A 14,281-nucleotide genomic window follows, 5' to 3' on the forward strand; every position below is an offset into this window, starting at 1 on the left:
ATTATTAGCTATCGTTATTAAAACTGCATGTGCAATATTTATGCCATGGGGCCACCATGGGTAAACGGGTTAAGCCGCACAACTATAACGAATAAAAACGGAGTAGCAATAAACAAAATGCATGTTTATTGCTACAAATAGTTTTTTTTAGGCTAATTTATCGGTCACTTTGCGGTTGCTGTACCTGCTGTCACATCGTCGATATTATTTTGCAAAATATCGCCAAGCATTGCTACATGGGGCGGCTGAAGCATAGAGAAATGATCGCCGGGGATTTCAAAAAGTTCGACACCTTTTTCGGCGTACTTGTCCCAGCCCAAATATTTTCCGTATTCAACATAGTGCACGCTAATCTTTGCGCGGTATAAATACAGTTTGCCATCAAACGGCTCCAGGTGGTAATTCCTGAAAGCTGTGATATGTTTGCTTTTGATTTTCTGAACCAGTTTATAAAACTCCCTGGTATCTTTTTTTTGTTCGACGGGTACGGGTTCTTGCAGGACTTTGCTCCTAAACATTTGATTTATAGAAAACTTTAAAGCCTGTACCATACGCGGAAAATGCCTTTTGGCTTTTTTGGGTAACAAAGAGTACCAATCTTTATACTCCGTTTTTTCGGCGTCAGTATCAAAAATGATAAGCATTTTAACTTCCCTGCCCAAAGCAATTAGCTGTTTCCTTATTTCCATGGCCACATATCCACCCGACGAATAGCCTGCAAGCAGGTAAGGGCCCTGTGGGTTATGTTGCAGAATTTCCTGCATATAATGGTAGGCAATTACCGGCAGGTTATCTATCGGTTCATCTACCCCATTAAGCCCCAGCGCCTGCAAGCCATAAACAGGTTGCTCGCGATGAACGTGTTTGGCAAGATGACTAAAATTAAGCACATTCAACCCATCGCCATGAATAATGTACAAGGGCGATTTTGATCCCGACGGTTTAATTGCAACTAATGATTTAAAATTGTAGTCGCTGGTTTCCCGGTCAATAAATTGAGCCAGTGACCTTACTGTTGGATATTTGTAAAGGATAGATAGCTGAAAGTTTTTGCCTGTTGTTTTTTTAAGTTTTGACAAAATTTGAACGGCCATCAAAGAATGCCCCCCAATTTCAAAAAAGCTGCTCGTAACGCCAATATTCTCTTTTTTAAAATAATCTTTCCAGATGTTAAGCAACATCCTTTCGGTTTCTGTTTCGGGGCCTATAATATCTGTATTAAGTGGTGTAAAACCGTCATCAATAGAAAGCGCATTTCTATCAATTTTGCCATTGGGGGTTAAAGGTAATCTGTCGAGTTTCACCCAAATAGCCGGCACCATATAATCCGGAAGTGTTTTTTTTAAATAAGCCTTTAACGTCTCGTCTGCGGTTTCATTGTTTTGATTATCAACTACATAAGCAACCAACTGCCTGGTTCCGTGCCTATCGGCTTTGGCCAGTACAACCGCATTGCTTATCAACCCGCTGTTATTAAGCGTACTTTCAATTTCGCCCAACTCAACCCTAAATCCCTGTATTTTTACCTGGTTGTCTTTTCTGCCAATAAACTCCATATTATAATCAGGCATCATGCGGCCCAAATCGCCGGTCCGGTACATCATACCGCCGCTATCAGGATGAAAAGGATCTGCAATAAACGAGTATTGCGTTTTTTCAAGGTCGTTGGCATAACCGCGGGCCACCCCTACGCCACCAATAAATAAGTCGCCTACGGTGCCTACAGGCACAGGCTGTAAATGATCATTCAGGATGTAGAAAAAATTATTATCTATTGGTTTGCCGTACGGAATACTATTCCACAATGGGTTAACGCTATCAATGATGTAAAAGTTAGACCATACCGTAGCTTCTGTAGCGCCACCTAAACTTACCACTGTGGCTTCGGGAAAGAATGACTTAATCTTATCCGGAAGATTTACCGGTATCCAATCGCCACTCATAAAAACTGTTTTTAACCCAGCGTACTTATAAAACGGCGTTTCTTTTTCAAGGGTGCGTACCAGGTAATCCATGGTGGTTGGTACAGAGTCCCAAAACGTAATAGAATGCTTCTGCAACATATCTGACAGCGTTTGCACGTTTTGGATTTCGTCCTTTTGGGCTATTACTAATGTCCCGCCGGCTGCCAGCATGCCAAAAATATCATACACCGACAGGTCAAAACACATTGATGTAATAAACAGCAGACTATCGTTTGTATCGACGTTGAATTTTTTGTTTACCCATGATACCAGGTTTACTACCGAATGGTGCTCAATCATCACCCCTTTAGGTTTACCTGTTGAGCCGGATGTATAAATAGTGTAGGCCAGTTGGTTGCTGTCAATTTTTAAGTCGGGATTAGTATCATCTAAATTATCAGATTGCGCACTGTTAATTAGTATAAAACCCTCTGCCTTAATTAACGACTTTAATGGGTAGTTCTGATCAGCAACAACAACTTTGATAGACGACTGGTTGAAAATATACTCCTGTCTGTCCAATGGGTAATCAGGATCAATGGGTACATATGCACCCCCGGCTTTAAGTATACCCAGCATACCCGTAATCATGTCAAAATCGCGGCCAACCAGCAAGCCAATATTATCGCCCGGAGTTATGCCTGCGTTTATAAGTAAATGTGCAAGTTTATTGGCTTGCCTGTTCAAATCATCGTAAGTTATTTTTTTTTCGCCCCTAACTACCGCTATTTTTTGGGGTTGCTTAGCAACTTGTTCTTCAAAATGGTTAAACAGGGTCTTTTCGCTTGAATAAGCTACAACGGTATTATTAAAATCGTTTAATAATGAATGTAATTCGCCCTGGCCAAGTATATTATAAGCACCTAGTTTTAAGCCAGGGTTTTTCGTGGCTTCAGTTAACAGATTAAGCAATCTGTCATTAAATAGTTCAAAAAAGCCAATATTAAACCTCTTTGTGTTAAAAAAAACAGATACATCGAGCTTAGCACTGGTCTCTTTAAAATGTAACCCGAAATATAGGTCATCAATGGTAGGCAGCAATTGTGTGATAATATTTTGATTATTTGTTAAGTAACCGAGGGCTTTATCGGCGTTTGTGTCTGTAATAAAAAATATCTGAAAAAGACCCGTATTGACAGATTTCGTTATGTTCTGTATTTGGCTTCGGTCCACTTTTTTTAATGCCGCTTCATTCAAAATACTATTACCCGTTTGCGTTACCACTTCAATAAAAGTCATATCGCTATCAAACTCGCTCCAAATGTGCCCTAATTCGATTTCATCATTTTGGTTATTTTTTTTCACGAAGGCCTGCCCCAATAACAAAGCGGCCTGCCCGGTATATCGTTGAAGAACTATATTAAACGCTGCTATAAAAACTGAAACAGGACTTAAACCGTGACTTTTACTAAACTGTTGAAGATTCTCGTTAATAATATTATCGGCAGGTAAATCAAACACACGATAATCTGCTGCGATATAGCCCCCAATATCCGGAGTTACAATGTTGTCTGATTCTGCGACGGAACTGGCATTTTCAAGTAAGTTTAATTTTAGTGGTTCAGTTTGAGCGGTAGATGTTAGGGACATATTATAGATAGATAGATGTTTTGCTGGGCCTGTTACCAAAAACTGATCAAGTTATTTGTCAGCTCTTTCAAATGGTAAATAGTAAAAAACCATAAAAAGTTTTTTGAGATGTCCGGTTTATTCAATTTGATGTGCTTTTATCGTAAAATGTACTTTATTTATAACAATACTGTATTCATTTTAAGAAAAAGAGACAGTAAAATTTCTTTTTACAACAAGAATAAATAATTAACGAAAACAAATTTATGTAATAAGAAAACTTTAATACTCCGATACGTTGTACAAGTATTTCGTATGGCATTCTTTAATACCCTAAACCATTAAAATTCAGGGCTTTTATTAACTATTGGTAAAAAAATACACTACCTAACGATTTATTACACCTAAACTTGGCTTCGCGTTTGAATAAGGGGATTTAGATGTTAAATACATTCAGCATAATTTACAAACAAAGTGACACCCAACAACGCCCCTGAAAACATGGATATCTATAATATTTTTACCTCTAAAATACCTCAAACAATAGAAGACTTTGATCCAAGAAAAAAGAAATTGATAACTTTTTTGAATCCTCATTCATATACACTGGCATTTAAAAATGCTGTGCTATTTGAGGGCTTTGATTGGATAGCACCAGATGGAATTTTACTGGTATTTGTATTAAATTTATTAAAAGCTGCTACTTTTAAAATAAAACGTTTTTCGTGTGATATGACGTCAGTAGTGCCATATGTATTTGACATAGCAATAAAAAATAATTTGGGGGTTTTTTTTCTTGGAACAGACGCCGACAGTATTAAAGATACAGTAAGTGTATTCAAAAGCAATTTCCCAGGCCTGGAAATTTCAGGTTTTCATGATGGTTATTTCGCGTCAGATTTACAACGGAAGGAAACGGTTGCATCTGTGTTAGCCACCAACCCCGATATGATATTTATAGGCATGGGAACTATTCTGCAAGAAAGCATGGCTTTGGAATTAAGGGTGGCAGGTTACACAGGGGCTATTTATACCTGCGGTGGCTTTTTGCATCAAACAAAACGCGAGATTAACTTTTATCCGCAATTTATCGATAAATTAAACCTCCGTTTTTTTTACCGAATGTATAAAGAGCAGGGCTTTTTGGGGCGGTCAGTAAAAACATACCCTCAATTTTGTTATCTAATTCTGCGCAAAATATTTAATCGTCCCGAAAAAAAAGAAGGGGATACAACGATAAATAAACATTTTAGATTTTACGCGGCGCGCAAAAAAATTAAAGTTGTTAGCAGAAATAACGACATTCAATTGGATGACAGAATATGCGCGAACTCGTAAAAAGTAGCTTGTTTAGCGGATACAACGCAAAAATAAAAGGCCTTGGAAACGAGGCCTTTATTCGTTTAATAGCATCATGGAGCTGTTATTGACGATACCATTTCCAGTTGAGGAATAACGGCCTCCTGTGCAACCATTTGTTCTGTAGCTATGCGACTATTCTTTTTTTTTTTGAAAACGAATTTGATTCCGTTCTTCCAATATTTCTCCAACGTGATAATGCTAAGGAAGTTGATCACGCGAAGTAATATCCCAAACTTTTTATTATTCATACTTTATATGGCATCTGATACCATTTTATACGGTGCAACAGCCAATAAGGTTTATGTTAAATTTGAGTTTATATTTTCCTTTAAAAATTGCAGTATCAATTCRGGATATGACCGAAAGGAATTACTTTAACCGAGATGTTTTACTAAGACTTGGTTGCCGCTAAGCTGTATTTACCGAAGAAAAAGGTAAAAAGCAGGAAAATTGGAAATGTGGAATGCGATACCGGAGCCCAATCTGTAAAACCATAAATAATATAAGTCATCAGTAAGGCAATTTCCGTTAGCGAGAATATGGTATTTACATTGTTAGCCATATTGGCTTTTGCTTTTGCAAAGGTTGTAACAATGAAAATTAACCATAAGGCAAATCCGATAATACCTGTTTCGCAAAGAATAATAAGATGTGTGTTATGAATGGGGTTTGATGTCAAAAATTCGTTATGAATTACCTTGCTCATTTCGGGCGACCGGTTCACAAATTCAAGATGGCTGTTAATACCAACACCAATAAGTGGCGACCGGTGAAAGATATCCAACCCCATAGTCCAATGATCAAGCCGGGCCTGGTACATATCGTCGGCATCTGTTTTAAGAAATGTTGCGCTAAAAGGCGACAGAAATACTAACCAATATAGCGATATTGCAACAGGCAGTATACCTAAAAAAAAGCTTTTTAGCGATATTAAAGGTTTATCGGCATTTTTAAAGATATAATAAAGCGTAAACAGGATAACAACCAGGGTTATGTAGGAAGTTCTGGAATAGGTAAGTATAATAGTTATGCTAACCATAACAAGCGCCAATAAACTCAGCTTCTTTTTAAACCCGTTTAAATATCCCGAAAAGAAAAAGCCAGAGGCAATAACCGAGAACAGCCCAAGGTTAGCAGGGGTTACAAAAATACCAATAGCACCCGCACGGGTACCGTTCCTGGTGGCCCACATATCGCCCCCGGCCTGAAAAATTGTAGTTACAAAACTTACCCCCAGTAGCGGGTATAAAATTGCCAGGCAAAAATTAAGAATACATAAAAACAAAAAACTTGCAAAAATCCCGTTCATGATTTGTACCGGGTTTAGGCTGTTATAAATTAACCTAAAATAAAATATGTATGAAAACATGACAATACCAAAAGCAATGGTGCCCCACCTGGCCATATTAAACGGGTTAACAAACGAAATAGCGATAAGTAGCGCAATCCATAGCACCCACCGTTCGTTTTTGTATATATAAAATACATTTTTGTTTTTTTGAATTACCAGCAACACAACCGATGCGATTAACGGCAACATCAAAAATATTTTCCCGGTGAACGATCCAATGCCATCTGTAGATACATACGGGGGGGTATATAGCGGAAACGACATCTGGAAAGGTATGCAGGTAACTATAAAGCTAAAAAACAGGTGCGACGTGTCTTTTTTTTGGAGAAGTAATGTTATATACCAAGCCAGGTAGACCGCTATGATGGCAAAAAAAATCAGGATTTTTAAAAGCATAAATAAATAACTGCTATGGTTTTGTTGTGATAGCAATATTTACCTATCAGCATTGACGAATACGTCATTAATTTAAACCATTCGTCTCCACTATAATCTTTATTTGGCAAAAAGGTTTTTTGTTTTTCAAATTCTTTAGGGGCAATAAAGTACTATCTATAAAAAAGGGGATACAAGCTGGCTTGCATCCCCTTTTTTAAGCGTTACAGTTAGCAGTTAATTGGCAATGTTATTAAGCAATTGCGCAAGCGTTGCCTGGAGCCAGTATACGGATACGATACCGGTAAGCATATTATGACCCTTGTTGTTAGTTACTTTAGGAACAACTTTGCCGTTGTTAGCACTTACAATTTTTACCACATAATCCATTGTACGTAATTTGCCTGTCGTTGTGTTAGCCGCCTGGTTGGTGGTGATTTCTAACCCTGATGAATTGCCGCTAACCAGGATACCTGCCGCCGGTTTAAGTACTGAGCCTGCATCAGTAATGTTATTGCCGTAAAAATATCCGCTGGTATTCAAAATAGCTATAGCATCGGCAGGGGTACCAGTAATTACATTGGTATTGGCCTGCGCCTGTGTATAATTATTAAACATTATACCATTTCCCATTGCCGATTTAATAACGTTATTATCAACAGAAACCTTTATAAGTCCTTTTGTATTTGATGGATCGGCGATGTTTATAGCAGGAGCTGTTAAAAATTGCGTTCCGGTAATGTTTTCATATGTGTTGGTAAAGCAATTGCCAGATATACTTATGTTAAGCATTCCCCAGCAATCAATTTGTCCCTGATAAATTTTGTTGTTGTAAATTTTATGATGGCCGCTTAATGAATCGGCAACACCTTTTGCATAGCCGGAATAAAAGAACCCCATAGTCACCGCGCGGCGATAACGCACCTTTAACCCTCCACGTTCAACCGGGCCATACCCGTCGGCAAAGTTAAAGATGTTGTTATAAACAGATACATTTAACACAGTTTCATTTACACTGTGCCTTTCAATATCAACACCACCAACCAGGTAGCCATCGCCATGTACATTATTATTGTAAAAGGATGCTCCGTTTACAGCACAAAACATGGTGCCTTCACGGTAGATATTAAAAAATTCCGAATCGTGCACGTTTACATTTGATACTAAATGGAGGTTTAATTTGGTTTCGAAACAATCCCCAAAAAGGAGTCCGTCGCCTCTGAAACTTTGAAATTTACAGTTCCTTACTTCAATGTTCTTTCCATTGTTTATGCTTAGTGCATGACAAAATTGGTAAGCAGCGTCAAATTTTTGAAGCGCCAGGTTGCCGTTAAAATCTATACCCTGTATGGTAATATTAGTTATTGATGGTGTGCCGGCATAGTCCTGGTAAAAAATAGAATTGGGGTTGTAGCGGCCGCCCGTTAGTTTGATATGGCAGGTTGCCGGCCCATTACCTATCATACCAACACCATCAACCAATTTAATAATTCCGCCGCCGTTGCCTGTTTCGCTTATCATATAACTGCCATCCGGCAAATAAATGTTAGCCATACCATGGGCCTTGGCATATATCAAAGCATTTCTGATTGCCTTAGTATCATCGGTAACGCCATCGCCTTTTGCCCCTTGATCCTTAACATTGTAGGCGCCGGCCGGGGTGGTTACAGCAGCTAATGATGTAGTAACTGTTTGAATTGTAGAAGGAGTTTCCGGTTGTGGGGTTAAAATAACACTATCCTTTTTACATGCAGCGAAAAAAAATAGTGCCAGAATTAAAATAGTTTTTTTCATGAGGGGGTATTTTTCAAATAACACACCCGGTTTAACGGCTTTTGTGACAAAATAGTTACAAACAATTAATAAAATTATCTGTTACGTAAATTTTTTATTTTTGTTGAAAAAACAGGAATGATTATTGGCAGCGGCCTGTTTACGGGCAATTGGGTAAAATGTTGCCCAGCCTGCTGATTACGACAAAAAAAAGGAGAGTTTTAAACTAACTCTCCCTTTTTTAACTTGCTTTTGTAATTATAAGGCGGTGTTGTTTGAAGCCTGAACGTAGTTTAACTGGTAGTAATATTCAGAAACGATGCCTTTTAAAGTATTCTTCCCTTTATTGCTAATTATTTTAGGAGCTACAACGCCATTATTCGCGCTTCCTATTTTTATCACATAATCGGTTGTACGGTTGGTACCGGTTGTAGTGTTGCCTGCAGTATTTGCTGCAACGTATAAACCTGATGCATTACCATTTATCAGGATGCCCGAAGCCGGCGCCGCCAATGTACCTACATCTGTTATGTTGTTGCCATAAAAAGTGCCACTGGTGCCCAATATGCTTATGCCGTCCAGGGGGGTATCTGTTATAGTATTGCCATTTGCGGTAACTTTAGTGTAGTTTTTAAAAGTAATTCCGTTACCAATTTCCGAGTGGATGATATTATTATCGGCGCTTATATTAATTAAACCTGTTGCTCCTGCGTTGTCAGACACGTTGATAGCAGGGGCTGTTAAATAACTAACGCCTGTAATGTTTTCGTAAGTATTGCTGAAGGTATTACCAGATAAACTCACATTGATAATGTTCCAGCAATCAATTTGGCCCTGGTAAATTTTGTTGTTGTAAATTTTATGATGCCCGCTTAATGAATCCGCTATTCCGTTTTTATAGCCATCGTAAAAAAATCCCATTGTTACAGCTCTTCGATATCTTACTTTGGGGCCGCCGCGTTCAACGGGGCCGTAGCCGTCGCCAAAGTTGAAGTTGTTGTTGTAAACAGACACGTTCAATACTGCTTCATTAACGCTATGCCGCTCAATATCTACCCCGCCAACCAGGTAACCATCGCCATGAACATTGTTATTGTAAAACGATGCTCCGTTTACGCAGCAAAACATGGTTGCTTCGCGGTATATGTTATAAAATTCGCAGTCATGCACTTTTACACCGGTCACTATCCTTGCGTTTAAACTGGGCTCAAAAACATCGCCAAAAAGTAGGCCATCGCCGCGAAAGCTTTGAAATTTGCAGTTTTTCACTTCAATATTTTTGCCGTTATTAATACTCAAGGCCGTACAAAACTGGTAACTGGCATCAAAAGTTTGGCTGGCCAGGTTGCCGTTAAAATCTATACCTTGTATCACCACGTTGCTGATAGACGGCGTGCCGACATAATATTGATAAAATAAAGGGTTTGGATTTTTTCGGCCTCCGGTTAATTTAATATGGCAGGTTGCAGGCCCCTCGCCAGTCATGCCAACGCCGTCAACCAGTTGGATTATTCCACCCCCGTTACCGGTCTGGCCTACCATGTAGGTGCCGTTGGGGAAATAAATATTTGAAATTCCATTGGCTTTTGCAAACAAAAGCGCGCTTTTAATTGCTTCTGTGTCATCAGTCGCACCATCGCCCTTGGCTCCGTGATCTTTAACGTTTACGGATACTGAAGATGCAGCGGAAATGGATGAATTAATTGTTAAGGAATTGCTAAATGATTCAGATTGAGACAAATTTAAAGGAGTATTTTCCTTTTTGCACGCGACTAAACATAAAGATGCTACTAAAACTAAAAGTTTCTTCATAATTAGGGGTATTAAATTATCTAAAAAGGTAAAAACATTAAATAACCAGAACAAAAATAATAAAAATAGAAAACATTTTAATTTTTAGTTTGTATCAACGTAAAAAAAAATAAAACATTGCATGGAATTACCTAAAACGACGCCATTTTTTAACTATTAAACTAAATATGGCTCTTGAAATATTATCAACCACCTCCGATCTTAACGAATATGGCGGAGCGCAAAAAGTACTGTTGGATTTACACAACGGCATTAAGCATAAGTATAATTGCAAAATACTGGGATTTACTGAATTCGAAAAACTGCATCCAAAATACGGTATCAAGCAAGCCGAATATGTAAAATTTGCCAACCCTTTTTACCTCAATAATAAAATACTGCTGGTGCATGCCCGCAATATCATGGCTTTGATCATGGTTATTAAACGGCTGTTTTTTTTAAATACAAGGATAGTTTATATAGCGCATAATGTATACAGTACGCACAAACACTTTTCATTTTTCCCTTGTGATATCGTGTCAATTTCAAAAAAAGTAACCCACAATTTGCTTACCTACTTTAACCTTAAAAACAGGAAAATCACTTTAATATATAACGGAATAAAGGACCAGGGAGAAGCTAATCCGGTTGTTACATTTAAAAAACAACAAACCATCAGCATTCTATATTCGGCCCGGGTTATTGATGTGAAGCGTCAATTATTAATCGTCAATCATTTAAAAGGCAAGCTTCACCCGGATATTGAAATTGTTTTTGCCGGTAAAGGGCCGGACTACGATGAACTGGTTGAAAAATGTAACAAAACAACAAACTTTAAAGCCTTAGGCTTTGTTGAGCACGTGGACGAGCTGGTAAAGCAGGTTGATTTTTTGATGCTTTTTTCAACGCAGGAAGGTCTGCCTATATCGCTCATTGAAGGGATTATGCATGGCAAGCCGCTATTGGTGAACGATGTAGGAGGTAATTTAGAAATTGGGGTCCCCGATTTTAATGGCATCGAACTAACAGATGATTGGAATAGGCTGGCAGATAATATTAACGGTATAGTAAATTTATCAGTTGAAGATTACCAACTAATGAGCCAGAATAGCCGCAAGCATTATGAAGCCATGTTTACCTACAACGTAATGATTGACAACTATATAAAGCTTATTGATTCTTTATAACTGTAACTTCATGGCCAAACGTATTTTACACATTAAAAAAACAGTTACGGGGATAAAATGAAGATTGCTTATAATACAATTACCAATAAAATTTCAGGATTATTTCAAAGTTCTCTTTTTAAAAACAGCAGCTGGGGTATTATATCCCAGATGTCGCAAACGTTGTTCCTTAGCCTGTTTTTTGTAATCCTTGCGCGAAAATACCCGACAGGCATTTTTGCAAAATATATTGTGGCCAACGCCATTTATCAATTAGTCACAGCGTTTTCAACCATGGGCTTAAGCCAATGGTTTATCAGGGAATTCATACACACTGATGATAAAGAAACGCTGATAAGCAAGTTTATCAAAATGCAGATATATTTCGGCATCGGCTTTTATGTCATCAATGTAGGACTTGCGTTTTTGATTTATGGCGATCAATTTACACGAGTGCTAATTATATTGATGGGCGTTAACGTTATTTTTGATAACCTTATAAATGGTATTAAATCCTTAAACGTTGCTAATTTTGAACAAAAGAAAACCTTTATCATCCTCACTATCGAATCGGTTTTAAAGTTTGTTGCCGGGTGTCTTTTATTTGTTTACCCGTTTTCTATCATCACATTATCTGTTATTTTAATAGGTATCCGGTTTTTAACCCTCAACCTTTTCCTCACTATTGGTTCATCAAATCTGGTTACGGTTAAAACACTTTGGCGCTGTAGGGTTACGTACCATGATATGAAGGCCCTGGTTATTATGAACTGGGCGTTTGTCATCATCGGCGGAGTATCTATCATCAACTGGCGAATGTCAAACATCATCATATCAAAAGTATTAACGGCGTTTGATGTTGCCAATTACGAAATATCGTTTAAAATATTTTCAATAGCGCAGATACTGCCTGTAGTTATATCAACTTCGGTTTTTCCTTTGCTTGTAAAACATTATTCAAAACCCGACAAAGCCGATTTTTTTGCTTTTTATAAAAAGATGCATGTATACTATTTATTGTTCGGATGGCTGGCTTTTACGTTTATATATTCCTTTTCAGATAAACTGATTCCCATTGCTTTTGGCAACACTTACTTGAGCAATGCCGAATACACCAAACAAATGTTTTTAACCATACTGGTTTTTCCAACGGCGTTGCTACAGGCCAACGTTTTAATTGCCATGAAAATGGAAAAGCAAGATATGCTGTTTAATATCATAGCATTGGTAGTAAACCTGTCTATGTGCCTTTTAGGCGTGTTGTATATCAAATCATTAAGCGTAGTAAATTACTCCATATTTGCCTCGTTCCTGGTATTTCACATTTCGCAGGATATTTTGCTGCTCGGGCGCAAAATGGTGTCTTTGAAATCGGTTTTTGGATTTTATATCATGACAACTGTATTTATAGGAGGTTATATGCTATTAAGCAAATTAGTGAACCCTTACCTGCTTTTTGCGTTTGCCTGGGTAATTACGCTGATTATAATTTTTGCGGGTAAAAAACTACAAGCTTTGGTGGTGAAACCCAACGCCATTGCTTAAGCAAACCGTGTTTAGTTTAAGTTGTTGGTATTTAACAAAGCTTTCAGGGCGGCCACTATATTAAACGAAACAATAAAAGTCCATTTTTATCGGCTTGTTTCTGCTATCTTTTTGCGTTTTACAAAACCAAAAATGTCAGCAGTTTTAACGTATGTTATTTCCCTTTCGGGTTTTCTGTAGCTAAACAACCACCAAAAACCGTATCGGAGACACAAATTATAAAAGAAAATGGGTAGTACAATTCCGGCCGTCCAGATAATAAATATCAGTGCGGGCACATAAGTAATATGTAAAATACCCATGCACACAGTGCGTGTTACCGTCATTACAATTATTTGTACACAATAAATATACAACGAATGATAACCCACAATACGCAGGAATTTTAGTGCCTGTAGTTTTTGTAAAAAGAAAGAGCAATTGATTGACAGGGCGCAGCCAATTATTGCCTGTGCAAAAAACAGGTAAGGTTTATTAACTTCCACATACCTGATTCCAAAATCAGATGCCTGTAAATTAAAGGGGGTACTATAATATTGAATTGCCAAAAAAGCAATAACAAGGGGAATGAAAAATTTCCATGACGTGTAGGCTTGCATTTTTTTATCGTTAAGCATTAAGCCCGACAATAAATCGCCCAGGGCAAAAAAGATATAATATTCAAAAATGTCAGTAAACAAACCTGCTTTAATATGATACATCAGCGGGAACAGCGCATACAACACCGCACCTATACACAGCTGTACCAAACCGGCAACCTTCAGCTTAACGTGTAAGAACGCATAAATTACACCGATGCAATACAATGCATTCAGGTACCAGAAAATTCCCGTTCGCCGTGGATTGATGATCAGGTTTAAATAATCTATTGCAGTGTATCCATTGTGGGTAAAATGGTTCATGATAATTTGCAACGTAACCTGTATTATTCCCCACACAAACAAGGGGTGTAGTATATTATTGCTTCTGTTGCTAATGTAGGCGGGTAATCCTTTTTTGTTTAAGCTTTTTACGATGAGCAGCCCGGATATAATAAAGAACAAGGGCATACGGAAGCCGTACAAAAAAACGCCTATGTAATTAAAAAAAGGATATTGCGCTAATGCCAGTCCGTGATCTTTCAGGGTTTCATAGCAGTGGCCGTAAGCAACCAGTATAATACTGATTCCCTTATCATAATCTATCCACGGCCATCGTTTTTCATTTCGTATAAATTGGGTATTAAATGGATCCATGAATAATTATTTCTATTTTTTTAGGCGATGATGAAAAATTTTCGGCGTTTTCCGGGAAAAGCGTTTTTGCGAGGAGTGATTTTGAAATATCCACTAATAAGTTGATTGGCTTTTATTTTCCAAATCCAGAGCGTTACAAAAAATTTGGGA

The 14,281-nt window shown here is 37.9% G+C and carries 8 protein-coding genes; 3 read left to right on the forward strand and 5 right to left on the reverse strand.

Going from position 1 to position 14,281, the window contains the following annotated elements; all coding sequences use genetic code 11:
- Positions 1-164 precede the first annotated feature (164 nt).
- On the reverse strand, positions 165-3,554 hold the full coding sequence (locus AC1DU2_RS09430) for a non-ribosomal peptide synthetase (protein ID WP_477383883.1): 3,390 nt from the start codon (positions 3,552-3,554) through the stop codon (positions 165-167).
- A 480-nt stretch (positions 3,555-4,034) separates the two neighbouring features.
- Here AC1DU2_RS09430 and AC1DU2_RS09435 point away from each other — a divergent pair, with 480 nt between their 5' ends.
- Complete coding sequence (locus AC1DU2_RS09435) at positions 4,035-4,871, forward strand: WecB/TagA/CpsF family glycosyltransferase (RefSeq protein WP_477383884.1); 837 nt, start codon at positions 4,035-4,037, stop codon at positions 4,869-4,871.
- A 415-nt stretch (positions 4,872-5,286) separates the two neighbouring features.
- Here the strand turns inward: AC1DU2_RS09435 and AC1DU2_RS09440 are convergent, their stop codons facing one another.
- From AC1DU2_RS09440 to AC1DU2_RS09450, 3 genes are all read right to left on the reverse strand, one after another.
- Complete coding sequence (locus AC1DU2_RS09440) at positions 5,287-6,642, reverse strand: O-antigen ligase family protein (protein ID WP_477383885.1); 1,356 nt, start codon at positions 6,640-6,642, stop codon at positions 5,287-5,289.
- Positions 6,643-6,858: 216 nt separating this feature from the next.
- Positions 6,859-8,415 (reverse strand): glycosyl hydrolase family 28-related protein, encoded by a 1,557-nt coding sequence (locus tag AC1DU2_RS09445; protein ID WP_477383887.1) that lies wholly within the window; start codon positions 8,413-8,415, stop codon positions 6,859-6,861.
- A 237-nt stretch (positions 8,416-8,652) separates the two neighbouring features.
- Positions 8,653-10,206 (reverse strand): glycosyl hydrolase family 28-related protein, encoded by a 1,554-nt coding sequence (locus AC1DU2_RS09450; protein WP_477383889.1) that lies wholly within the window; start codon positions 10,204-10,206, stop codon positions 8,653-8,655.
- Positions 10,207-10,373: 167 nt separating this feature from the next.
- Here AC1DU2_RS09450 and AC1DU2_RS09455 point away from each other — a divergent pair, with 167 nt between their 5' ends.
- A complete protein-coding gene (locus tag AC1DU2_RS09455; RefSeq protein WP_477383890.1) occupies positions 10,374-11,372 on the forward strand; it encodes a glycosyltransferase family 4 protein in 999 nt (332 codons plus the stop codon).
- Between the two features lie 57 nt (positions 11,373-11,429).
- Positions 11,430-12,896, forward strand: a complete 1,467-nt coding sequence (locus AC1DU2_RS09460; protein ID WP_477383891.1) for an oligosaccharide flippase family protein — start codon at positions 11,430-11,432, stop codon at positions 12,894-12,896.
- Between the two features lie 86 nt (positions 12,897-12,982).
- On the opposite strand, the gene AC1DU2_RS09465 is transcribed toward AC1DU2_RS09460, so the two are convergent.
- Entirely contained in the window at positions 12,983-14,131 is a 1,149-nt protein-coding gene (locus tag AC1DU2_RS09465; RefSeq protein WP_477383893.1) for an acyltransferase family protein, read from the reverse strand.
- Positions 14,132-14,281: the final 150 nt, after the last annotated feature.

This window comes from Mucilaginibacter sp. P4_C11, from assembly GCF_056402115.1.

Bases quoted from the DNA above. Each gene is read 5' to 3' on its own strand.
- AC1DU2_RS09430 (WP_477383883.1), bottom strand. From the start codon at position 3,554: ATGTCCCTAACATCTACCGCTCAAACTGAACCACTAAAATTAAACTTA.
- AC1DU2_RS09435 (WP_477383884.1), top strand. From the start codon at position 4,035: ATGGATATCTATAATATTTTTACCTCTAAAATACCTCAAACAATAGAA.
- AC1DU2_RS09440 (WP_477383885.1), bottom strand. From the start codon at position 6,642: ATGCTTTTAAAAATCCTGATTTTTTTTGCCATCATAGCGGTCTACCTG.
- AC1DU2_RS09445 (WP_477383887.1), bottom strand. From the start codon at position 8,415: ATGAAAAAAACTATTTTAATTCTGGCACTATTTTTTTTCGCTGCATGT.
- AC1DU2_RS09450 (WP_477383889.1), bottom strand. From the start codon at position 10,206: ATGAAGAAACTTTTAGTTTTAGTAGCATCTTTATGTTTAGTCGCGTGC.
- AC1DU2_RS09455 (WP_477383890.1), top strand. From the start codon at position 10,374: ATGGCTCTTGAAATATTATCAACCACCTCCGATCTTAACGAATATGGC.
- AC1DU2_RS09460 (WP_477383891.1), top strand. From the start codon at position 11,430: ATGAAGATTGCTTATAATACAATTACCAATAAAATTTCAGGATTATTT.
- AC1DU2_RS09465 (WP_477383893.1), bottom strand. From the start codon at position 14,131: ATGGATCCATTTAATACCCAATTTATACGAAATGAAAAACGATGGCCG.